This is a genomic window from Dyella silvatica (assembly GCF_026283955.1).
Taxonomy (GTDB): Bacteria; Pseudomonadota; Gammaproteobacteria; order Xanthomonadales; family Rhodanobacteraceae; genus Dyella_C; species Dyella_C silvatica.
This window is the reverse complement of sequence record NZ_JAPDPE010000031.1, coordinates 1-20,698: the sequence shown is the minus strand read 5'-3', so window position 1 is coordinate 20,698 and position 20,698 is coordinate 1. Positions and strand designations below refer to the sequence as shown.

The window sequence follows — 20,698 nt, the reverse complement described above, 5'->3', positions numbered from 1 at the left end:
ACCCAGGCAGCCACGTCGCGGCGCCAACCGCTCATCCCAATACCTGTGCTGCCCGCGGCTCGGCAATCGTGGCGATCAAGCGCTCGGCTTCGAGCCACGGCTCACCTTGTTCGCGGCCTTTGGCCATACGGTCGATACGCGCGGCACGAGCCAGGCATTGCAGCCAATGCTCACGCGGTGCGCGGCGCAGCGCCTTGCGAAATAATTGCTCGCGCGCCGGCCATAAGCGCTCGACCCGCGCCTGCGCAGCGAAATCGCGGGCATTGGCCAAACGCAACGCCAACTGCAATTGATTGACCAGCCAACCCATCAAGGCAATCAGCTCATCGCCTTCGGCACGCAGCCCGGCAAGAATATGCAAGGCACGGCCACCTTCGCCGGCAAAGGCGGCATCGGTGAGTTTGAAGGCATCGTAGCGGGCGCTGTCGGCAACCAGGTTTTCCATTTCGGCGGTGCTGATTTTTCCTTCACCGTGCAGCACGACCAATTTGTCGATCTCCTGCGCGGCGGCGAGCAGGTTGCCTTCCACCCGCTCAGCCAACAATGCGGCAGCATCCGCCGTCGCGGAGAGTCCGCGCGAGGATAAGCGAGCGCTGATCCAGCCCGCCCACTCGTTCGGTCGTGGTGCATTGAACACCACCAGTGCACCCGCTGCGTCGAGGTTCTTGGTCCACGCGCCCTCGTGTTTGTTGCTCCAGTCCATCGCGGTGATGAGCAGGGTTACATCGGGTGGCGGGTTGGCACAGAACTCGTTGATCGCCTTGGCGCCCTCGGTGCCTGGACGCCCGGTCGGCAAGCGCAGATCGAGCAAGCGCCGGGTGGCGAACAACGACATGCCGGCAGCGGCGCGAGCCAGGTCGTTCCAATCGAAGTGGCTACCCACTTCCAGTACTTCACGCTCGGCATAACCCAGCTTGCGCGCTTGCGCACGCAGGGCATCGGCAGCCTCGAGCACCAGCAACTCCTCACCGGCCAGCAGGTAAACCGGGCGCAGGCTGTCAGCGGCCAGCGCCTTTTGCCATTGGACGGGATTCAACGGCATGGTTTAGTTGGTGCTGGACGCCGCCGCCGGAGCGACCGTCGGGGTAGCTTTTGGTTTGGCCGCCGCCTGCAAGCGGAACAGGATCGACTGCACCATGTCATCGTTGAGGCTGCGCTGGATCTGCTCGATCTGCGATGCGTTACCGATCGGATTGGTGGCGTCGTAGCTGAACTCGCGCGACATATTGATGTTCTGCTCCGGCAGCAACACCTCGCCGTTGCTATCGCTCACGCTGACCAGCACGTGGTAGCGGCTGGCGTATTCGGTGACCTGCGCGTAACTGCCGACGCTAAGGGTTTCGGTGCTGAATGTCGCAACCGGTATACGCATTTCAGCGATACCCGGGCCGCCTTTCTCCTCGACGTTTACCCCGGAAGCGTTCAGGGCACGCGCCATACCGCGCTGCAAATCGCCGCCGCCATTGACGACGAGATGCACGCGCTGCATCGCCGGTGGCAATGCCGCGCTCTGGCGCAGGTGAAAGCCGCACGCCGTCAATGCAAGCGCCGACATCAGCAGCCATGAAGCTTTCATACTGAACTGAACCAGACGATTCATAACTCTCATCCTGCGACGATGTTGACGATCTTGCCGGGCACCACGATAACCTTGCGCACGGTTTGGCCTTCCAGAAAAGCGACCACATGCGGATGTGCGCGGGCCAGCGCCTCGGCCTCTTCTTTCGAAGCGTTGGCGGCGACCTCAATGGTAGCGCGCAATTTGCCATTGACCTGAACTGCCAGGGTCAACGAGTCGCGAACCAGCGCCGCGGCATCGACCTGCGGCCAGGACTGATCTTCCAGCACGCTCTCGGGGCGGCCCAGCGTCTGCCACAACGCATGGCTGACATGCGGCACCACGGGATTGAGCAACAGCACCATCACCTCCAGCGCCTCGTGACGTACCGCACGGCCCTGCTCGCTGGCGTCGTTGAATTTCTGCAAGGCGTTCAGCAGCTCCATCAACGCGGCAATCGCCGTATTGAAGGCGTGACGGCGACCGAAATCGTCACTGACCTTTTGAATGGTCTCGTGCAACTGGCGGCGCAGGGTTTTCTGGCCGGCATCCAGCGCGGCCGGATCGACCACGGCGTGATCCGGCCCCGCGGCATGCGTGGTCACCTCACGCCAGAAACGGCGCAGGAAGCGCGACATGCCCTCGACACCCGCGTCGCTCCATTCCAGCGACTGGTCCGGCGGCGCGGCGAACATCGAGAACAAGCGCACCGTATCGGCGCCGAACTTGCTCACCATGGTTTGCGGATCGACACCGTTGTTCTTCGACTTGGACATCTTCTCGGTGCCGCCGATGCTGACCGGCTTACCGTCTGCAATCAGCTTGGCGCCGATGATCCGGCCACGCTCGTCGCGCTGCATGTCGACAGCCGCGGGATTGAACCAGTCTTTCGAGCCGTCAGCGTTCTCGCGATAAAACGTATCGGCGATCACCATGCCCTGGCACAGCAGATTGGTCGCCGGCTCATCGGCGTGGACCAGCCCGGCGTCACGCATCAGCTTGTGATAGAAGCGGAAATACAGCAGATGCAGGATGGCGTGCTCGATACCGCCGATGTATTGATCCACCGGCAGCCAGTAGTTGGCGCGCTCGTCGACCTGTTCGTTGGCGCCTGGGCTGGTGTAGCGCGCGTAGTACCAGCTCGACTCCATAAAGGTGTCGAAGGTGTCGGTTTCGCGCTCGGCCGGGCCGCCGCATTGCGGGCAGGTGGTCTTGCGCCACTCGGGGTCGGCCTTGATCGGCGACAGAATCCCCGAAAACGCCACATCCTCCGGCAGCACCACCGGCAGCTGATCTTCCGGCACCGGCACGGCCTGGCAGGTCGGGCAATAAATCACCGGAATCGGGCAACCCCAATAGCGCTGGCGGCTAACCCCCCAGTCGCGCAAACGCCAATTGACGCGGCGCTGACCTTTGCCCTCGCCTTCCAGTTTGCTGGCGAGAAAATCGAACGCCTCGCGATAGTTCTTGCCGTCCAGCGCACCGGAATTGACCACCAGCAGATCGGCACGGCTCTTATCGACGTACCAGTCCTGCCAGACGCTGGCGTCAAACGGCTTGTCCGACGCGCCGGCAGCCAAGCCGATCACTTGCTTGATCGGCAGCTTGTATTTGTGCGCGAACTCGAAATCGCGCTGATCGTGCCCGGGCACCGCCATCACCGCACCGGTGCCGTATCCCATCAAGACAAAGTTCGCGACATACACCGGCACGCGATCGCCGCTGACCGGATGGATGGCGCGCAGGCCGGTATCCATGCCGCGCTTTTCTTGCGTCTCCAGCTCGGCTTCGGAAATACCACCGTGTTTGAGTTCGGCCAGGAAATCCGCCAGCGCCGCATTGCCCTGGGCGGCCTTGATCGCCAGCGGATGCTCGCCGGCGATAGAAACAAAAGTCACCCCCATCAAGGTGTCGGGGCGCGTGGTGAAGACGGTCAACGGCTCAGCCTCACCCTCGACCGCGAACTGGATTTCCAGGCCTTCGGAACGGCCGATCCAGTTGCGTTGCATGGTTTTCACCGCATCGGGCCAGCCGGGCAGCGTGTCCAGACCATCAAGCAGCTCTTGCGCGTAATCGGTGATCTTCAGAAACCACTGCGGAATCTCGCGTTTTTCCACCAGGGCGCCGGAACGCCAGCCGCGGCCATCGATGACTTGCTCGTTGGCCAGCACGGTGTTGTCCACCGGATCCCAGTTGACCACCGCATTTTTGCGGTAGGCCATGCCCTTTTTCATCAGCCGGGTGAACATCAACTGTTCCCAGCGGTAGTAGTCCGGGCGGCAGGTGGCGAATTCGCGGGTCCAGTCGTAGGCGAAGCCCATGCGCTGGAACTGGCCGCGCATATGCTCGATGTTCTGGTAGGTCCAGGCAGCCGGTGCGGTGTTGTTCTTGATCGCGGCGTTTTCCGCCGGCAGGCCGAACGCATCCCAGCCCATCGGCTGCAGCACGTTTTTGCCATTCATCCGCTGATAGCGGCTGATCACGTCGCCAATGGTGTAGTTGCGCACATGCCCCATGTGCAGCGCACCGGAGGGGTATGGCAGCATCGAGAGGCAATAGAACTTGGGCTTGGAAGTGTCTTCCTTGACCTCATACGCATGCTTGGCGGTCCAATATTGCTGGGCAGCCGCTTCCACGGCCTGCGGGTCGTAACCGCCGACCGCATCCTGGTTCGTTACTTGGTCTTGAATATCCTGCATCATTCCAGCGCCGATTGAGCTTTGGCGGCCTTGCGCTGGCATTTGCCGGCGGCCGCGGGGAACACAGCAGACTAGCCGAGCGTCGGCCTAGCGCCAAGCCCGGCGTTGCAAAAACACGCACCAGCCAAGCCGCATGGCGCGGCGACCGGCCGCAAGATCAGTGCGTCAGCTGTCAGCCGGGCAGGCTGGCGTCTGCCCCGCCGCCAACGGCCCCGCAGCGCTAGCGATTTGTGCCGCCAGCCGGGCAATCGCACGCTGATGACCCTGGACCAGGGCATCGTAGCCGGCGTCCACGGTCTCGCTGATCCGGTTGGTACAGGCCAGCGTGGCGCCGCCCTTGAGCGAGCGCATACTCCAGGCCGCATCGATCAAGGCGTAGCGGCCCGGCTCGGAATCGAAGCGGCGCAGATCCAGCTTGATCCGCAACACCGGCTTGCCGCTCGCCGGCAGGCCGCTGACATCCTGGGTATGCAGCTCGCGAGCCAGCTCGGCGGAAAGCGCGCTGCGCACCTCGTCACCCAGCGGTGCGATCCAGCGCTCGCCATTGAGTACGGCCACACCCTGCCCGCCTTGACGCACCACCAGTTGCGGCTGATCGACTTGCGCCGGCACGGTCACCGGCAGCAGCTCGAACTGGAACGGGGCCGGTGGCACGTTGATCGCAGCATGGGTCGCGGTCGGTACGAACTCACTCGCCGCAGGCACCAGCGTGTAGTAATGCAGCGGCGCCGAAGAGCAGCCCGACAGCACCAACGCCGCAGCGAGCAACAAGGGACGATAGGCGATACGGATCATGGCTTGCTCTCTTGCTGCGGTGACTTGGCTGGTGCCGCGAACTTGGCCGGCGCGGGGTCGGTTTGTCTGCCGCGAATCAGCGCATCGGGCTGTCCGCCCAGGTAATCGGTCAGTACCCGCAAGGAGCGCGCCGTGCGTTGCAGCTCTTGCAAGGTGCTGCCGAGATTCTGCTGCAAGGGCGAGTCTGCCGACAGCGCATTGTTCGCATTGCCCATGGTCTGCTGCGCCCCCTGCAAGGTGTTCTTGAACTCGGGCAGCACTTGGCTGTTGACCTGCTTGAGCGTGCCGCCCAGCTCACCCAGCGTCTCGTCGAGATGCTTGCCGATACTGTCGAAGGGAATCTTCTGGATCTTGTCGACGATTTGCGCCATCTGTTCTTGCAGCTTGTCGAAGCTGCCCGGCGCCGTCGGCATTTCAAACGGCCGCACGGTCGGGTCGTAATTGACCTTGGGCGCGTTCGGTATGAAATCCAGCGCGATATACAGCTGCCCGGTCAGCAGGTTGCCGGTACGCGCCTGCGCACGCAGACCATGCTGGATCAACGTCCCCATCATCTGCGACAGCTGCGCGTCGTCACCCTTGGCCAAGGCCAGGGCGCTGAGTTTCTGGAAGGCGCGGCCAAGGCGCTGCGGATAAATCACCGCACCGACAATCAACGGGAAGCGCTGCGCCTTCTCGTCATAATCGAGATTGATCGACACCACGCGGCCAAAGTTGATGCCCTGGAACTCCACCGGCGCACCCACGGCAAGACCGCGCAGCGAATGATCGAAACGCATACGGATATAGCGCGGCTCGCCATCCGGCGGCGCCATCGCGCTGACCTGCTCGCTAAACAAGCGGTATTCCGCATCGGCCACCGCGGGGGTGGTTTCATGCGGCCCCAGCGGCTCCTGGAAGGCCACGCCGCCGGCCAGCACGGTGGCCAGCGACTGCATATTGAACTTCAGCCCGTCAGCGCCCAGCGACACATCGACGCCGCTGGAATTCCAGAAACGGGTGGATTCGGTAACAAACTGATCGTTCGGCCCGTCGACAAAGATTTGCAGCGATACGCCCTTGCCGTCTTTATCCAGCTGATAAGCCACCACCCGGCCGACCTGGATGCGCCGGTAATACACCGGCGAGCCGATATCCAACGAACCGAGGTCATCGGCATGCAAGGTAAAGCGCTTGCCGGGCGCGCCATGGGTGATCGCCGGGGGCGATTCCAGCCCGGTGAATTCGGTCTTGGGCTCTTTCGATTCGCCCACGTCGGCACCGATAAAGGCCCCCGAGAACAAGGTATCCACACCCGACACGCCGCCCAGGCCAATGCGCGGGCGCACCACCCAGAACCGCGTATCGGCGGTGGCAAAGCCCTCGGCGCTATTGTCCAGGTCGACCTTGGCCTCGACATGGCCACGGTCTCTGCTCAGGCGGATCGAAGTAACCCGGCCGATGACCACGTTCTTGAACTTCACCACCGTCTTGCCGGCGTCCAGGCCCTCGGCGCTCTGAAAACTGATGGTGATGACCGGCCCCGCCTGCCGCCACGAGTGAATGACCAGCGACAAGCCCACGATGGCCGCCAGGATCGGCACCAGCCAGATCAGCGACACACTGACCCGGCGATGGCGGATGACCGGCTGCGGCAGGTCGTCACCGGCTTGGGGCTTGTGTTCGTCAGTCATGGGTATCCCTACTATCCCAAATCAATCGCGGGTCAAAACTCATCGAAGCCAGCATGGTGAGCACCACCGTGAGGCCAAAAAAAACCACGCCGGGCAACGGCTCGACCAGGCTCAGCAAACCAAATTGCACCAGTGCCGTGAGCAAGGCCACCACAAACACATCGAGCATGGACCAATAGCCAATCAGCTCCACCAACCGATACAGCTTGGCACGCTGGCGTTGCGCCCAACCTGAACGGCGATGGGCGCTCACCAGCAGCGTCGTCATGGCAAAAAACTTCAACATCGGCACCACGATGCTGGCGGTGAAGACGATTACCGCAAGATCCGGCGAGCCCTTTACCCATAGCTCGATCACGCCGCTGAGGATGGTGTTGTCATCCACGTCGCCGACGCTCACCGTACGCATGATCGGCAGCAGATTGGCAGGAATGTATAAAAGAAAGGCCGCGATCAGCAGTGCCCAGGTCCGTATGTAGCTGGCGTGCTTGCGCCGATGCAGGGGCGAGCCGCAACGCGGGCAGGCGGCCTCGTCCAGATCGTTATCGCGGCAAACCAGGCCGCACACATGACAACCGATCAGGCCCAATTCGCTGGCACGGGGCAAGCGGCTGCTCACGCGGCACGCTCCGCCGTCATATCCCACAGCTTGCGCAGGTCGATGCCGGCAAACACGGTAATCAGCAACATCATCACCGCATAGGCAAAGATGCCGGCATTGGGAATCACATCGAAATACACATGCGCCTTGACGATGGCGACCAGCGCACCGAGCACGAACACCTCACTCATCGTCCATGGCTTGATGTGATGCAAGGCCAGCATCGCCCAGCGAAAACCCGGCGCCCGTTGACCCTTGCGCGCAAACCACAACACCCAGCCCAGCAACAGCATTTTGCCCAGCGGAAAGAAAAACAGCGTCGCCGCCGCCAGTACCGCCACGACCTGCGAATGGTCGTTCCACATCATCACAATGGTGCCCCACAGCCGGGTGCTGACCAGTTGCCCGTTCAAGCCCAGCGTCACGATCGGCCAGACATTGGCTTGCACGAACACCACCAGCGCCGTCAGCACCAACGCCAGCATGCTGCTGACGCTAAAACGGTGATATCGCTCCAACACCGCATCGCAACGGACACAGCGCGCCACTTCGCCGCACACCAGCTCGCGCCGTTGATAAACGGTGTCGCAGTGTTCGCAGATCATCAGCGGAGCGGTCATGACGGCGATTCTCGCAAATCCCGGCGACAAACGGTGAATGCGAGACTGCGCTTCAGCGTATGACTGACGGCTTAGAGCCGGCGAAACGCCAGCCCACCACCGTTATCGCGGCAACCGGCGAACCTGCTCAACGCCCGCCTGCCGCCATGCGCTCCCGCCGCCGCGGCCACCCTTGATATGCTGCGCAGTGCCCTGATTCTTGGGCGACCCGCTAATTCAGGAGTTTTGCCGTGAGTGCCACGATTGCCAATCCCCATGTATTCGACGTGGCTGAGGACAACTTCGAAACCGAGGTACTGCAAGCCTCACTGAATACGCCGGTACTGATCGATTTCTGGGCCAGCTGGTGCGAGCCATGCAAAACCCTGGGCCCGATGCTGGAAAAGCTTACCGCCGAGTACAACGGCGCCTTTCGCCTGGGCAAGGTCGATGTCGACCAGCACCAGCAGCTGGCCGGCATGTTCGGCATCCGCAGTATTCCCACCGTGATGCTGGTGAAAGACGGCCAGGTGCTCGATGGCTTTGCCGGGGCGCTGCCCGAAGGCAAGCTGCGCGAATTTTTGTCGCGCCACCTGCAACCGCTTGAAGGCGCGCCGGTCGACGAAGTGATCGAAGAGGCGCCCGAAAGCCCTGAGCAAGCCGTCGAACGTCTGCAACAAGCCATCGCCGCCGAGCCAGAGCGCCATGAATTGAAACTCGACCTGGCCCTGGCGCAGATGCGCGCCGGGCACGTCGATACAGCCGAGGCCGGGCTGGCCGCGTTGCCTGTCAACCTGGCCACCGATGCCCGCGCCGTGCGCCTGCGCAACCAGCTCGAGCTCGCCCGCGCAGTGCACGGAGCCCCTTCGTTAAGCGAATTGCATCAGCGGGTACAAACCGATGGCAACGACTGGCAGGCCCGCGACCTGCTCGGCGTGCGCCTGCTGCTGGAAGACGATGCCGCCGCCGGACTGGATCAATTCCTGGCGATTCTCCAGCACGCTCGCGACTGGAATGACGGCCAAGGCAAAAAACGCCTGCTGGCGGCCTTCAGCACACTTGACGATGCTGAGCTGGTGGGACGCTACCGCCGCCGCATGGCTTCGCTACTGTTCTGATCGCCCTCTTGCCGGCAACAGCGCCAACGCAAGGTAAACCATCCCGCGGCGGCGACCCGCGCGGGATGGTCATTGGCTGCACTCGTCGTAACTGACACTTACCCAGGCATAGCGCGGTTTCGAGCAGCATGTCTTCGCCGCGAACCAGAACCAGCTTCCGTACAAGAATAGACAGGTGCTCGGCAGGCCAGTGGGGCACCGCCGACTCCACCGCCTTGTCATCCAGCAAGAAGCGAAACTATTTGCCTTCGCGCAGGTTGTTTTTCAAACGGATGTAAACCTGCTTGCGCACTTTGGCCACCACCTCGCCTTGCGCCGTCGTCACATCCACATCGAACCAGCGCAGCACCTTTTCGCCCGAGGCAGCTTGCTGGCGTAGGCTTGCAACGGTCGCTTCATCGAGCACGAAATGGGCGTAGACATCCTCACGCCCCGGCGCCACGAATTCGATCGCCCCGGCCTTGTCCCACACGTAGTAATCGCGACCGAGCTGATGCATCACCAACAGCATCCAGAATGGGTCGGTCATGGCGAACATATTTCCGCCGAACTGCGTCTTGACGTAATTGCGGTTCCATGGCCGTAACTTCAGCCGTACCGTGACCGCACTCCAATCATCGGAGATGTGGGTGATCTTGATGCTGTTGAAGAAAAAAGGCGGCCACAGGTTCATCAACCGGCGAAATAAAGTAGGACTCATCGGCACAACATCGGTTACGGGCGAGCGCGTAGTCTAACAGCACCGTACGCATGCGTATGTAAACCGATAAGCCTGGTCCAGCCAACCCATTCGCCCTAAGCCAGCCCCTCACGCTCGAAGCGCGCCAACTCGTCAAGCTCACTTTCCGCGCGATAAACCGACTTGCCCGATTTGCTGCGCTGAAGTGCACGCTCACGCCCGCTGCGGCGCATCCAATGCACGATGCCCCAGAGCATCAGCAAACAGCCAAAGGCGCTAGCGATCCAGCTCCACACCACGATCGGCGCGTTGGCCCATACATCGGCCCCCATCCAGGCAAATATCACCAGTATCAGCGGCACCCAGATAAAGCAGCCGATGATCGCAAACACCGGCCACTCGACCCGCTCCCGCCATGCCTGCAAGGTGCTCAATTGCCGCTGGATATCCAGCACCTGCTCTGCGTAATCAATGCGCGTGACCAGGTACAGATTGCGCGCCGCAGACAACACAAACATCAGCCCATACACATGCAGCGCCAGCCCCGACAACATCAGATGCAGCTTATCCAGATGCGCCAGCCAGAACGGCGCGAATAACAACATCACACAAACACCGGCGACGATTTGCAGGCGCTGCCCCCAGACCAGCGGCCGCAAACTACGACGCGCCTTGTCTAATCGCGTTTCCCGATACAGCAAAGCGTTCAACGTATGCTGCTGCTCAAGCCGGCGATCCAGCGCTTGCCAGGCTTGTTTAAAGTCATCGAGTTCCATGGCTCATGCTCCCGTCGTAAACGTTTCGTCCGCGCGCATCTGAACGCGCAGGCGTTGCTTGATGCGATTGATCTTGGTGGCCACATTGGTTTCGCTGATACCGAGGATTTCGGCGATCTCGGCGTAACTGCGGTCTTCAAGATAAAGCAGGATCAAGGCGCGATGCAGCGCGTCGAGCTGCGCAATAAAAGCATGCAGCTGCGGCAACCGCTCGTCCGCTTCGGCTATCGGCGTGCCGCCGCCCAAGGTATCGAGCAGATATTCGTCCAAAGGCTCAAACCGCTCGCCCTGCCCACGCTCACGCCGTGCATGCGAAATGCCCACATTAAGCGCAATGCGATACATCCAGGTGGAAAAGCGGCCCCGCCGCTCGTCGTAGCTGCTGAACGAGCGCCATAACTGGGCGCAGATCTCTTGCGCCAGGTCATGCCGGTCTTCCGCCTGACGCGCATAGATAGCGGCCACCTTGAACACGATCTTCTGGTGCTCACGCAGCAGCACTTCAAAGCCTCGCTGTAACTCAGTCATCGCCATGGTGGCTCGCATCCCCGCTATTACCCCATGATTCGCTGCCCGGCGAAAAAAATCACAGCGGGCCCGCATAGCGCGCTTTTAGCGTCACGCCTTGATGACCGGGCATAAGAAAGATCACCCGCTAGGCCCGTGCCAGCCGCGCGGTCTAGTCATCGCCACGGCAATGTCATCTCTGATCATAATATTGCGAAGTTTTCCCCCAAGGATGTGCGTGTTGATATCTGTGCAAAGCGGCCTGGCTCGCCCGCGAGTCAAACCCGATTCGGTCAGCGTTGATCCAAACCATGGCAGGCCCCATCGCGATGCGTGTCGCGCATGAAACTCCTGCTATACACACAACACCCGCGCTTCGCCGCCAGCCTGGATGATTTCTCGCAGGCGTTACCCGAGGCAGAGGTACGCCACTGGCAACCCGGCGACACGGCGCCGGCGGATTTCGCCGTGGCCTGGCGTCCGCCGCAAGCGTTCTTTCTCGGCCGCGACGATATGCGTGCGGTATTCAACCTGGGCGCGGGCGTCGATGCCATGCTCGGGCTCGAACGCGAACATCCAGGCACCCTGCCGAAACATGCCTTGCTGGTACGGCTCGAAGACACCGGCATGGCAGCGCAGATGGCCGAGTACGTCAGCCATGCTGTCCTGCGGTACATGCGCCGCTTCGATGAATACGCCCGCTTGCAGGCAGAACACCAATGGCATGTGCTTGAACCGCATCCGCGCGCCACGTTCACGGTTGGCGTGCTGGGCCTGGGTGTCTTGGGCGCTCACGTGGCCAAGGTGCTGGCTAGCTTCGGCATGCCCATACGTGGCTTCAGTCGTAGCCCCAAATACATCGACGGGGTGGACTGCTATGCCGGCGATAGTCAGTTCGACACCTTTCTGCATGGGGTAAAGGTGCTGGTAAACCTTTTACCGAGCACGCCCGATACCGATGGCATACTCAACGCGCATACCTTTGCAAAGCTCGCCCCCGGCGCCTATCTGATCAACGTCGCACGCGGCGCGCACCTGGTCGAAAACGATTTATTGAACGCCCTGGCGAATGGACAGCTGAGCGCAGCAACGCTCGACGTCTTTCAGCAAGAGCCGCTACCAGTCCAGCATCCGTTCTGGAGCCACCCAGGCATCGCCATCACACCGCATTGTTCGGCCGACACCTTACGCAACGAAAGCGTGCAGCAGATCGTGCGAAAGATTCGCGCACTCATGCGTGGCGAGATCATCAGCGGCATCGTCGATATCGAGCGCGGCTATTGAGACAGAAGGGGTGTGACGACCTCCACCCCGCCCGTTTCAAACCAGGCGGCATCGCAGGGCAACCATCCTCACATTACGGTTCCGGAGTCGCAGTAAAAATCTTCATGACCAGCCAGATCACATATTTGGCACGAGAGAGCAGCAGCAAAACCCCTGCAACCAGCCCCCACTTGGCCGCAGTCGCCCCTGGTTGCATGTGGCTGTTCCAGGTAACTCCAGCCCACCCAAAAATCACCAACACCAATCCGGCGCCAATAAAAACGCAGTTAAGAACGATAGAAAGCCATTTGGGCATGGAGATAAACAGCGTCGCCCAGGCAACGACAACCCACAGCATAAAAAACAATGCACACCCCCTGGCTGCCGTTGACGATGAGATGAAACCTTACCAAGGCTCGCGCACAACCCGATGCATGCCTGAATCTAGCCTACATACAGAAGTACGGCTGCAGCTAATGTGCCGGTGGTTGCGGCGCTCGCTTGCCCCTCGTAGCCATCGCTCCGGACGCGGCGACTTGCAGGATGCGACGAAACGTCGGGCACTCCATATGACTGGGTGCGGGACACACCGCCGCATGCCGCAGCCCATCGCGCATGATGCTTAGTTTGCGGATCGTCTTGTCCAGCTCATCGGCCTTGCTGACCAGCATCTGCCGATCAATGCGCAGCTTTCCGTCCGGCGCCAGCATGTGTGCGACCTCATCCAGCGAAAAGCCGGCGGCGCGCCCCAGCGCGATCAGCGCCAGCCGTTCGAGCACACTGGGGTCGAACAAGCGACGCAGGCCGTGCCGGCCAACCGAAGCGATCAAGCCCTTCGTCTCATAGAAACGCAAGGTCGAGGCCGGAACGTCGGCGCGCTGTACGACCTCGGCAATATCCAGGTATCTCACCCTCTTGACCTCAAGTCGACTTGAGTTGGCACAGTGCGGATTCCGCTTACTGAAAGCAAGAAGGAACATGACATGACCCTACCCCCTTCGCGCTCTGACGAGCAGGCCACGCTTTGGAACGGTATCGCCGGGCAGGCCTGGGTCGAGCAGCAAGCCACGCTTGATCAGATACTTAAACCGTTTGAAGATTTGCTGGTCGAAGCGGTCGCCGCCCGATCGGCGAGCCAAGTGCTTGACGTCGGCTGCGGCACCGGCAGCACCACGCTCGCTGTCGCACGGCTGCTCGGCGCCCAGGGGCGTTGCACCGGCATCGATATATCCGAGCCGATGCTGGCCGCCGCCCGGGTCCGCGCGGAAGACGAAGGCATAGCCGCCAACTTCATCTGCGCCGATGCGCAAGCACACGCCTTCGAGCCAGCGAGTTTCGACATGATCATGTCGCGCTTCGGCGTGATGTTCTTCGATGACTCGGTGCAGGCATTTGCGAACTTGCGCCGTGCCGCACGAGCCCATGCCGAGCTCCGTTTCGTTGCCTGGCGTTGCGCTGAAGACAATCCGTTCATGACCACGGCCGAGCGCGCGGCCGCAGCGTATCTGCCGAACCTTCCCGCACGCGTGCCGAATGCCCCTGGACCGCTCGCTTTGGCCGATCAACGGCGGCTGCAGCGCATGCTGGAGGAAAGCGGCTGGATCGGCATCGATATCCAGCCGGTCGATGTCGCCTGCGCGTTTCCCGAGCGCGAGTTGATTCGTTACCTGACCGGGATCGGCCCCCTTGGCCGGGCTCTGCATCAGGTGAACGACCCAACCCGCAGCCGCATCATCGAAACGGTCCGCGCAGCCTTTGATCCCTATGTGCACGGAGTGGAAGTCCGCTTTAACGCGGCATGCTGGATGGTGGTTGCCCATGCCCCATCGTCGACAACGCCGGCGACACCCCATGCCTGAGGCAATCGGCTATGCAGTGTATGCCTGTCTCATCGGAGCCGGCGCGACGGCCATCGTCGACCTCTGGGCGATGGCCCGGCAACGCTGCTGGGGCATTCCCGCACTGGACTACCGCATGGTCGGCCGCTGGTTCGCTTATATGCCGAAAGGAGTTTTTCGCCACCGGCCGATTAGCGCATCGCCACCCATGCACGGTGAGCGCCTGATCGGCTGGGTGGCGCACTATCTGACCGGCATCGCATTCGCCGGTGTGCTGCTCGCCATCTGGGGGCTCGATGGGGCCTGTCACCCCAGCATGGTTCCCGCGCTAATCGTCGGGATAGGTAGTGTGGCGGCGCCCTTCCTGCTCATGCAACCAGGCATGGGCGCCGGCATCGCCGCCAGCCGCACGCCCCGCCCTAACGTCGCGCGCTTCCACAGCCTTGTCACACATGCGGTATTCGGTCTTGGCCTCTACGCAAGCGGCTTGGCCAGCCATTGGCTGGGCCTGTTTGGATGGTGGCCTTTTTGTCACTGACAAGCCGGTCAAAACGGCGCCCGCCAGGTCGGGCGCCAGCAACAGCAAAAATCAAAGTTTTCGATTGACTGACCGACGGCCAAGCAAATCCCATAGCTCAAATGCACAAACCCCCGCTTGCGCGAGGGTCTGTGTGAACTAGCAAAAGCGTCGTCTTCAGTTGCCGGAAAGCACTTCCACAATGACTCCGGTGGTAATGGCGATCAACACGAACTGACCGCCGTCGCCGCGAATCCATCGATAGCCCGGGCGCGGCTCATGCAGGTGATAACGCGGGTAGTCGTCCACGTAGTAGTCACGGCCACGGTAACGCTCAGGCAGATGGTCACCGCGGCCATAGCGACGGTCCCAGCCAGCATGCCAGCCATTGTCGTGACGGTCGCGATCGTCATGGCGGCCACGATCGTCACGGTCGCGGTCATCATGATCGCGCTGATCATGGCGATCGTCGCGGCGATCGTCGTCGCGCCCATGCCCATGACCGTCATCGACCCAGCCGCGGCCGTGATCCTGGTCCTGCGGTGGCGCAGCGAGTGCCGCTGTTGAAAGAGCAAACATCGATAGTGACGCTACAGCGATCAGGAAACGTTTCACGCCGGTTCTCCTTAATTTGAATGCAAGCACGAGGAGAGAAGTGCATCCATCCCCCGTAGGCAAGGTTGAAACCGCCAGGCTGAATAGCAGCATCCTGAAAAGCGTTTGCTAAGAAAACGTGGCCATGCATTCAGCGAATCAAATACTGCCTGACTGCAGGCCCTCCCATGACATGCCTATCAGCCGATGGCATCGACGAATTTTTAGGAATCGTCTGATGCTGTTTCGAGGCCCCAACCCGCAAAATTTTCTCTGTCAAACGTGTGGTCCGCGGCGATGCTGGCGATACCCCAATGCATCGTACTTCGCCGTAATGCTCGACCTCTGCACGTTGCAGCTTTCCGCGCGCCAATGGATTGGTTCGTGTTGGCGAATCAACGCCAACGGCAGACGAGGCTTCCCCTGAGTTATCGCCGGCTGGAATCCCTACTTAAGTCCGTAAAGGGCTGAATGACGACACCACTCACACGCGTCCGGCACCAGCCAGGCGCGTGTGAGTTTTTTCGTGTCTGGCAAGCCATCGCTTTCACAAAACCTTCGCGACACCCCCTGTACTACTTGGCAGATACGTCGATCCTGGATACGCGCTGGATTCAATCTGCGCGATGTGCTTTGTGAGCCCGATGAAACGGCGACTGTCGCCAAAGCAGTCGCCATCTGGGCGGCCATCGAGAAGCTTGCTACACGCCTGGCGCCAGTGGTCGACAAATCATTTGCGAAGCTCAAGGTTTGTGCCAATGAACGACTCTGCCCTGCTCAGTCACGCTGCTGCAACATCCAAGGCACGCGACTCATCCGCGACCTGGACCCCTTTCCGCAAACCACGCCCACAGGCCGCCATACGCCTGCTGTGTTTTCCGCATGCCGGTGGGGCCGCCCTGGCTTATCGCGGCTGGAACGAGCTGTTGCCCGATTTCATCGAGGTCTGCCCCATACAGTTGCCGGGCCGCGGCAATCGCGCTTACGAAACGCCCTTTACCTCGGTCAGCGCCATGCTCAATGCGCTGTTGCCAGCGATCGCACCGTTGCTGGATCGCCCCATCGCCCTGTTTGGACACAGCATGGGCGCCGCGCTCGCGTTTGCCACGGCGCAGGCGCTGGAGCAACGCGGCGTAACCGTAACCCGTTTGTTCACCAGCGGCAGGCGCCCGCCGCTGGCCGCATACAGCAACGCCCTGCATCGCAAGAACGACGCCGAACTCACCGCCTACTTGCGCGACCTCGGCGGCACCCCCGACATGGTCTTTGAAGACGCCGACCTGATGGAGATGGTGTTTCGCCTGCTGCGCGCCGATTTTGAATTGAATGGACAGTACGTCGCTCAACACAGCTTACGCACGGTGCCGATTTCCGCACTTGGTGGCAGCCATGACCCGGTCGTGCCTACCGAAGCGCTGTCTGACTGGTCCCTGCTGACTCAGGCAGGCTTTGACAGCACGGTATTCGAGGGCGGCCACTTCTTTTTGCAGCCGCAGGAAGCCAAGGTCATTCGACACCTGACCGACCGCATCAAAGCCGACCTGGTCAACGCCAACATGCACCAACGGCTTGCCCGCCACGGCTGAAGCGCATCTCGGCCGAGGCATTCGCTCGCAAGACGGATGCCTCCCAGCCCATCGCTACAGATCGAGCCAGATCTTCAGCTCGCTGACCTGCAACGGCAGCGACCGTGGGCTTGTGTTCGCAAAAAGCCGCGTCGGCGATTAGCTGAACTCCAACGAAAACAAGCGCCCCTTGGCCAGCCACACCTCCACCCCGAATGACACCCGCCCAGCCGGCTCACTCAAGGCGGCCGTCGCCAACAAGGCCTCATCGGCAGCCGCGGGAAATCGCAGGTCATCGTCGAACACAGCCCGGCCACGCCGCATGCGGTACAAATTCACTTCCCTGCCATCGGCCAGCCGCTGTATGTAGTTGATGGCCTCGGCCTGGCGTTGCAGCCGGTATTGGCTATCGCGGCGCAAACCAGCCCCCACCGCTTCGATGATGCGAACCTCGAACGGGTAAAGCCGCGCGCGGCCACTCAGCCAACTCAACAACATCGCCGTCCCTTTAATCCACCATCGGCAGTTACCCGGCACGTTCGCGCATCGGGGGCATCAGCAAACAAATCCGCACCAGCCCGTAAGCGGCTACGGGCGAAATCAATCGCCTACAATCCCCTGTCCCCTGCCCCTCGGTTCAGCTCATGCCACCACTGCGCATTAAACGCTATCTCATCACCGGCTTGCTCACCTTTATTCCTTTATGGGTGACCTGGCTGGTGTTCAAGTTTGTGCTGGGCATGCTTGCAGGCATCGGCGCCCCGCTGGTGTCGGCACTGACCAGCGCACTGTCGCTGGTCGCCCCCCGGGCGGCCACTGCGCTCAACAATGGCTGGCTTACCTCGATCGTGGCGCTGCTGATCACGCTGGCCGCGCTGTATTCGATTGGCTGGCTGACTAACCGGGTGATCGGCCAGCGCTTGTTGCATGCTTTCGATGGCGTGCTGGCACGCATTCCGGTGGTGCAAACCATTTATGGCGGCACCAAGAAACTGATGGCGGTATTGCAGCAAAAGCCCTCCGGCATGCAGCGTGTGGTGCTCGTGGATTTTCCACGCCGTGGCATGAAGGTCGTCGGCTTTGTCACCCGCGTCATGGTGGAGGAAGGCAGCGGCCAGGAAATGGCGGCGGTATATATCCCGACCACCCCCAACCCTACCGGCGGCTATCTGGAAATCGTGCCCGTGAACGAACTGACACCCACCGACTGGACCATGGACCAAGCCATGGCCTTCATCATTTCAGGCGGTGCGGTGGCCCCGGATACGCTGCCCTCTGCCCCGGCCCTGCCTCGCCAATCATCTTCCGCCGCCGACGAACAACCAGAGGACCACGCGTGAAACTGCGCCACCTCGCTTTACTCACCTTGTTGGGATCTGTCTCGATGACTACACACGCCACTGACTGGACCACCCCCGCCGAAGCCGCGCACTTTCGCACCACGCCCGACTACGCCAGCACGCTGGAATATTTGCAGCGACTGGTCGCCGCGGCGCCCGGCAAACTCAAGCTGGAGTCATTCGGCACCAGCCCGCAGGGGCGACCGATGACGGTGATCGTCGCCAGCGGCGACGGCACGTTTACCCCGGAGGCGGCGCGCAAGGCAGGCAAACCCATCGTGCTGCTGCAGGCAGGCATTCACCCCGGCGAGATCGAAGGCAAAGACGCCGGGCTGATGCTGCTGCGCGACTTCGCCGTCACCGGCAAGCTGCCGCAACTGCTCGATCATGTCGTGCTGGTGTATATCCCGGTGTTCAGTGTGGACGGCCATGAGAACTCCAGCCCGTACCACCGCATCAACCAGGATGGCCCCGAGAGCATGGGCTTTCGTGGCCAGGCGCAATACCTCAATCTCAACCGCGACTATGTCAAAGCCGATGCACCGGAAATTCGCGACTGGCTGAAACTGTGGCAGCGCTGGTTGCCGGATTTCTTCGTCGACGTGCACACCACCAACGGCGCCGATTACCAATACGACCTCACCTGGTATACCGAAGACCCGCACAAGCTCGACCCCGCTGTCGCCGCATGGCAACGTCACATCATCGTCGACGAGGCCATGCCGGCGTACGAAAAACGCGGTCACCTCGAGTCCATTTATCTGGATTTCAAAGACGGCCGCGACCCACGCAAGGGCCTGGCCAACTTCGGCTCGGGTCCGCGCTTCTCCACTGGCTACGTCGCGCTGCAAAACCGTCCGGCATTGCTGATCGAAACGCATATGCTCAAGCCCTACGACAACCGTGTCCGCGCCACTTACGATCTGGTCGAGATCCTGCTGGAAAAAATCGGCCGCGATCCGCAAGCCCTGCTCGCCGCGACCCGTCAGGCCGACCAGCACGTGGTGGCGCGCGCCAGCGATGCCAAAGCGCAAGTCGCGCTCAGCTACAAGCTCGATCCCACGCCGACGCCATTCGAGTTCAAGAGTTTCGAATTCAGCCAGACGCATAGCGATATCTCCGACAGCGTCTGGATCCAGTACGACCCGAGCAAGCCCAAAAGCTATGCCATCGAAAACTGGAACAGCCTGCTGCCGGACCTGTCGATCACCGCGCCGGCGGCGTATGTCATCCCGGCGCAATGGACGGCCATCATCGACAAGCTCGACGCGCATGGCGTGAGCTACACCCGCCTGACCCAGCCGCAGAAGATCAAGGCCGAGGCCTATCAACTGGATCAGCCCAAATGGTCCAGCCAGCCCTTCGAGGGTCACCTGATGCTGCGTGACTTCGCGCAGAGCACGGTAACCCGCGAAGTCACCTTGCCCACCGGCTCAGTGATCGTTCCGCTCAACCAGCGCAGCGCCAACGTCGCCATCAACCTGCTCGAACCCCAAGCGCCCGACTCCCTGCTGCGCTGGGGTTTCCTCAATGCCATCTTCGAGCCGAAGGAATACGGCGAGCCGCGCGTGGTGGAAAAACTAGCGCGCGAGATGATCGCCAAAAACCCAGCGCTCAAAGCCGAGTTCGACAAGAAACTGCACGACGATCCCGCCTTCGCCAAAGACAGCTCCGCGCGCCTGAGCTTTTTCTTCCAGCGTTCCCCCTGGTACAGCGTGCAAGAGGTTGGCGCCTACCCGGTGTTGCGCCTGGATGCCGCGCAAGCCGCCGCATTGAGCAAGGCAGCGCACTAAGCCTGTACGTCCGCTCCCTCTGCCAGCAGAGGGAGCGGCTAGGCCACCACCTCAAAAGGCCGCATCATTTCATTCGCCTCATGCTCCAGCAGATGGCAGTGCCAGGCGTATTTGCCGACATAGCCATCGAAGGTGGCGATGATGCGGGTCACCATGCCGGGATAGGCTTGCACGATGTCTTTCCAGCCGCGCTCATGCGCGGGCGGTATTTGCGTCGGGCCGGTATAGCGCAGGGTTTTCGAATCGCGCCATACGTTGCCGTCAAAGGGGCGCCGATCAAGAATCTGGAATCGCACCAAGTGCAGGTGAATCGGATGGCTGTCTTCGGTGAGATTTACCAAGCTCCAGATTTCCGTGCTGCCCAGGCGTGGTTTTTCGGTCACCGGCTCGTGCCAGCGCTTGCCGTCGAGCAGCATCAGCATCGGCTCAGACACACAATCGGCGTATTCGTCCAGGGTTAGCACGCGGGTCAGGCTGGCGGCCGACTCGGGCATGCGCGGCAGCTCGCGCAGCACCGCGGGCAGCTGACTCTTGTCGTTGACCTTACCGCCGCCTGCGCGAAACTGCAGCACCGGCAAGGCATCGTTCATCAGTTCGATCGACTGCCCGGCGAGCTCGGCGAAATCGATCACCAGATCAGCACGCTCGCCCGGGGCAAGCAACAACGAGGTTTGCGTCACCGGCGCCGCCAGCAGCCCCTGGTCGCTGCCGATGTACTGAAACGGGCGATGTCCGCGCAGGCTTAAATGAAAGAACCGGCCATTCGCCGCATTCAGCACACGA

Annotated in this window: 22 protein-coding genes; 7 read left to right on the top strand and 15 right to left on the bottom strand. The window is 61.5% G+C overall.

What is annotated here, in order from left to right; genetic code table 11:
- Window positions 1–31: 31 nt before the first annotated feature.
- The 7 genes from holA to OUZ52_RS08330 form a co-directional block, all read right to left on the bottom strand.
- Window positions 32–1,042 carry a DNA polymerase III subunit delta gene (holA, locus tag OUZ52_RS08360; protein ID WP_266157930.1) on the bottom strand — a complete coding sequence of 337 codons (1,011 nt, stop codon included), beginning with the start codon at window positions 1,040–1,042 and terminating at the stop codon, window positions 32–34.
- A 3-nt stretch (window positions 1,043–1,045) separates the two neighbouring features.
- Window positions 1,046–1,600 carry an LPS-assembly lipoprotein LptE gene (locus OUZ52_RS08355; protein ID WP_323135326.1) on the bottom strand — a complete coding sequence of 185 codons (555 nt, stop codon included), beginning with the start codon at window positions 1,598–1,600 and terminating at the stop codon, window positions 1,046–1,048.
- Between the two features lie 5 nt (window positions 1,601–1,605).
- Window positions 1,606–4,257: a leucine--tRNA ligase gene (leuS, locus tag OUZ52_RS08350; RefSeq protein ID WP_266157953.1), complete on the bottom strand. Its 2,652-nt coding sequence runs from the start codon at window positions 4,255–4,257 to the stop codon at window positions 1,606–1,608.
- Window positions 4,258–4,422: 165 nt separating this feature from the next.
- Window positions 4,423–5,052 (bottom strand): PqiC family protein, encoded by a 630-nt coding sequence (locus OUZ52_RS08345; RefSeq protein WP_266157928.1) that lies wholly within the window; start codon window positions 5,050–5,052, stop codon window positions 4,423–4,425.
- Window positions 5,049–6,725 (bottom strand): PqiB family protein, encoded by a 1,677-nt coding sequence (locus OUZ52_RS08340; RefSeq protein ID WP_266157927.1) that lies wholly within the window; start codon window positions 6,723–6,725, stop codon window positions 5,049–5,051. The genes OUZ52_RS08345 and OUZ52_RS08340 overlap by 4 nt, the downstream gene beginning before the upstream one ends.
- Window positions 6,718–7,344 carry a paraquat-inducible protein A gene (locus OUZ52_RS08335; protein ID WP_266157926.1) on the bottom strand — a complete coding sequence of 209 codons (627 nt, stop codon included), beginning with the start codon at window positions 7,342–7,344 and terminating at the stop codon, window positions 6,718–6,720. The genes OUZ52_RS08340 and OUZ52_RS08335 overlap by 8 nt, the downstream gene beginning before the upstream one ends.
- On the bottom strand, window positions 7,341–7,946 hold the full coding sequence (locus OUZ52_RS08330) for a paraquat-inducible protein A (RefSeq protein WP_266157925.1): 606 nt from the start codon (window positions 7,944–7,946) through the stop codon (window positions 7,341–7,343). The genes OUZ52_RS08335 and OUZ52_RS08330 overlap by 4 nt, the downstream gene beginning before the upstream one ends.
- Window positions 7,947–8,176: 230 nt before the next feature.
- On the opposite strand from OUZ52_RS08330, the gene trxA reads away from it, so the two are divergent.
- Window positions 8,177–9,043: a thioredoxin gene (gene trxA, locus OUZ52_RS08325; protein ID WP_266157924.1), complete on the top strand. Its 867-nt coding sequence runs from the start codon at window positions 8,177–8,179 to the stop codon at window positions 9,041–9,043.
- Between the two features lie 238 nt (window positions 9,044–9,281).
- On the opposite strand, the gene OUZ52_RS08320 is transcribed toward trxA, so the two are convergent.
- The 3 genes from OUZ52_RS08320 to OUZ52_RS08310 all read right to left on the bottom strand — a co-directional run bounded on the left by OUZ52_RS08320 (window position 9,282) and on the right by OUZ52_RS08310 (window position 11,032).
- On the bottom strand, window positions 9,282–9,743 hold the full coding sequence (locus tag OUZ52_RS08320; protein WP_266157923.1) for a DUF4442 domain-containing protein: 462 nt from the start codon (window positions 9,741–9,743) through the stop codon (window positions 9,282–9,284).
- Window positions 9,744–9,838: 95 nt separating this feature from the next.
- Window positions 9,839–10,498 carry a hypothetical protein gene (locus OUZ52_RS08315; RefSeq protein WP_266157922.1) on the bottom strand — a complete coding sequence of 220 codons (660 nt, stop codon included), beginning with the start codon at window positions 10,496–10,498 and terminating at the stop codon, window positions 9,839–9,841.
- Window positions 10,499–10,501: 3 nt separating this feature from the next.
- Window positions 10,502–11,032: an RNA polymerase sigma factor gene (locus OUZ52_RS08310; protein WP_266157921.1), complete on the bottom strand. Its 531-nt coding sequence runs from the start codon at window positions 11,030–11,032 to the stop codon at window positions 10,502–10,504.
- Between the two features lie 315 nt (window positions 11,033–11,347).
- Between OUZ52_RS08310 and OUZ52_RS08305 the strand changes: the two genes are divergently transcribed.
- Complete coding sequence (locus tag OUZ52_RS08305; RefSeq protein WP_266157920.1) at window positions 11,348–12,289, top strand: 2-hydroxyacid dehydrogenase; 942 nt, start codon at window positions 11,348–11,350, stop codon at window positions 12,287–12,289.
- Window positions 12,290–12,362: 73 nt separating this feature from the next.
- Here OUZ52_RS08305 and OUZ52_RS08300 read toward each other — a convergent pair whose 3' ends face one another.
- Together OUZ52_RS08300 and OUZ52_RS08295 are read right to left on the bottom strand one after the other, a co-directional pair.
- Window positions 12,363–12,635, bottom strand: coding sequence for a hypothetical protein (locus OUZ52_RS08300; protein ID WP_266157919.1), 273 nt, complete (start codon window positions 12,633–12,635; stop codon window positions 12,363–12,365).
- A 106-nt stretch (window positions 12,636–12,741) separates the two neighbouring features.
- On the bottom strand, window positions 12,742–13,179 hold the full coding sequence (locus OUZ52_RS08295; RefSeq protein WP_343214942.1) for a helix-turn-helix domain-containing protein: 438 nt from the start codon (window positions 13,177–13,179) through the stop codon (window positions 12,742–12,744).
- Between the two features lie 72 nt (window positions 13,180–13,251).
- On the opposite strand from OUZ52_RS08295, the gene OUZ52_RS08290 reads away from it, so the two are divergent.
- Entirely contained in the window at window positions 13,252–14,127 is an 876-nt protein-coding gene (locus OUZ52_RS08290; protein WP_266157918.1) for a class I SAM-dependent methyltransferase, read from the top strand.
- Complete coding sequence (locus OUZ52_RS08285) at window positions 14,120–14,644, top strand: DUF2938 domain-containing protein (RefSeq protein ID WP_266157917.1); 525 nt, start codon at window positions 14,120–14,122, stop codon at window positions 14,642–14,644. The genes OUZ52_RS08290 and OUZ52_RS08285 overlap by 8 nt, the downstream gene beginning before the upstream one ends.
- 156 nt (window positions 14,645–14,800) lie before the next feature.
- Here the strand turns inward: OUZ52_RS08285 and OUZ52_RS08280 are convergent, their stop codons facing one another.
- Complete coding sequence (locus OUZ52_RS08280; protein ID WP_266157916.1) at window positions 14,801–15,238, bottom strand: RcnB family protein; 438 nt, start codon at window positions 15,236–15,238, stop codon at window positions 14,801–14,803.
- A gap of 737 nt (window positions 15,239–15,975) precedes the next feature.
- Here OUZ52_RS08280 and OUZ52_RS08275 point away from each other — a divergent pair.
- Window positions 15,976–16,803 (top strand): thioesterase II family protein, encoded by an 828-nt coding sequence (locus tag OUZ52_RS08275; RefSeq protein WP_266157915.1) that lies wholly within the window; start codon window positions 15,976–15,978, stop codon window positions 16,801–16,803.
- Between the two features lie 138 nt (window positions 16,804–16,941).
- Here OUZ52_RS08275 and OUZ52_RS08270 read toward each other — a convergent pair whose 3' ends face one another.
- A complete protein-coding gene (locus OUZ52_RS08270; RefSeq protein WP_266157914.1) occupies window positions 16,942–17,280 on the bottom strand; it encodes a hypothetical protein in 339 nt (112 codons plus the stop codon).
- A gap of 146 nt (window positions 17,281–17,426) precedes the next feature.
- Between OUZ52_RS08270 and OUZ52_RS08265 the strand changes: the two genes are divergently transcribed.
- Together OUZ52_RS08265 and OUZ52_RS08260 are read left to right on the top strand one after the other, a co-directional pair.
- Window positions 17,427–18,122: a DUF502 domain-containing protein gene (locus tag OUZ52_RS08265; RefSeq protein WP_266157913.1), complete on the top strand. Its 696-nt coding sequence runs from the start codon at window positions 17,427–17,429 to the stop codon at window positions 18,120–18,122.
- Between the two features lie 44 nt (window positions 18,123–18,166).
- Entirely contained in the window at window positions 18,167–19,915 is a 1,749-nt protein-coding gene (locus tag OUZ52_RS08260; protein ID WP_266157912.1) for a M14 family metallopeptidase, read from the top strand.
- 38 nt (window positions 19,916–19,953) lie between these two features.
- On the opposite strand, the gene OUZ52_RS08255 is transcribed toward OUZ52_RS08260, so the two are convergent.
- Window positions 19,954–20,698: multicopper oxidase domain-containing protein (locus tag OUZ52_RS08255; protein ID WP_266157911.1), on the bottom strand; the 745-nt coding region annotated here is incomplete at its 5' end.

Bases quoted from the DNA above. Each gene is read 5' to 3' on its own strand.
- OUZ52_RS08265 (WP_266157913.1), top strand. From the start codon at position 17,427: ATGCCACCACTGCGCATTAAACGCTATCTCATCACCGGCTTGCTCACC.
- OUZ52_RS08285 (WP_266157917.1), top strand. From the start codon at position 14,120: ATGCCTGAGGCAATCGGCTATGCAGTGTATGCCTGTCTCATCGGAGCC.
- OUZ52_RS08320 (WP_266157923.1), bottom strand. From the start codon at position 9,743: ATGAGTCCTACTTTATTTCGCCGGTTGATGAACCTGTGGCCGCCTTTT.
- OUZ52_RS08345 (WP_266157928.1), bottom strand. From the start codon at position 5,052: ATGATCCGTATCGCCTATCGTCCCTTGTTGCTCGCTGCGGCGTTGGTG.
- OUZ52_RS08355 (WP_323135326.1), bottom strand. From the start codon at position 1,600: ATGAATCGTCTGGTTCAGTTCAGTATGAAAGCTTCATGGCTGCTGATG.
- OUZ52_RS08290 (WP_266157918.1), top strand. From the start codon at position 13,252: ATGACCCTACCCCCTTCGCGCTCTGACGAGCAGGCCACGCTTTGGAAC.
- holA (WP_266157930.1), bottom strand. From the start codon at position 1,042: ATGCCGTTGAATCCCGTCCAATGGCAAAAGGCGCTGGCCGCTGACAGC.
- OUZ52_RS08275 (WP_266157915.1), top strand. From the start codon at position 15,976: ATGAACGACTCTGCCCTGCTCAGTCACGCTGCTGCAACATCCAAGGCA.
- OUZ52_RS08305 (WP_266157920.1), top strand. From the start codon at position 11,348: ATGAAACTCCTGCTATACACACAACACCCGCGCTTCGCCGCCAGCCTG.
- OUZ52_RS08260 (WP_266157912.1), top strand. From the start codon at position 18,167: ATGACTACACACGCCACTGACTGGACCACCCCCGCCGAAGCCGCGCAC.
- OUZ52_RS08315 (WP_266157922.1), bottom strand. From the start codon at position 10,498: ATGGAACTCGATGACTTTAAACAAGCCTGGCAAGCGCTGGATCGCCGG.
- OUZ52_RS08310 (WP_266157921.1), bottom strand. From the start codon at position 11,032: ATGGCGATGACTGAGTTACAGCGAGGCTTTGAAGTGCTGCTGCGTGAG.
- leuS (WP_266157953.1), bottom strand. From the start codon at position 4,257: ATGCAGGATATTCAAGACCAAGTAACGAACCAGGATGCGGTCGGCGGT.
- OUZ52_RS08270 (WP_266157914.1), bottom strand. From the start codon at position 17,280: ATGTTGTTGAGTTGGCTGAGTGGCCGCGCGCGGCTTTACCCGTTCGAG.
- OUZ52_RS08340 (WP_266157927.1), bottom strand. From the start codon at position 6,725: ATGACTGACGAACACAAGCCCCAAGCCGGTGACGACCTGCCGCAGCCG.
- OUZ52_RS08330 (WP_266157925.1), bottom strand. From the start codon at position 7,946: ATGACCGCTCCGCTGATGATCTGCGAACACTGCGACACCGTTTATCAA.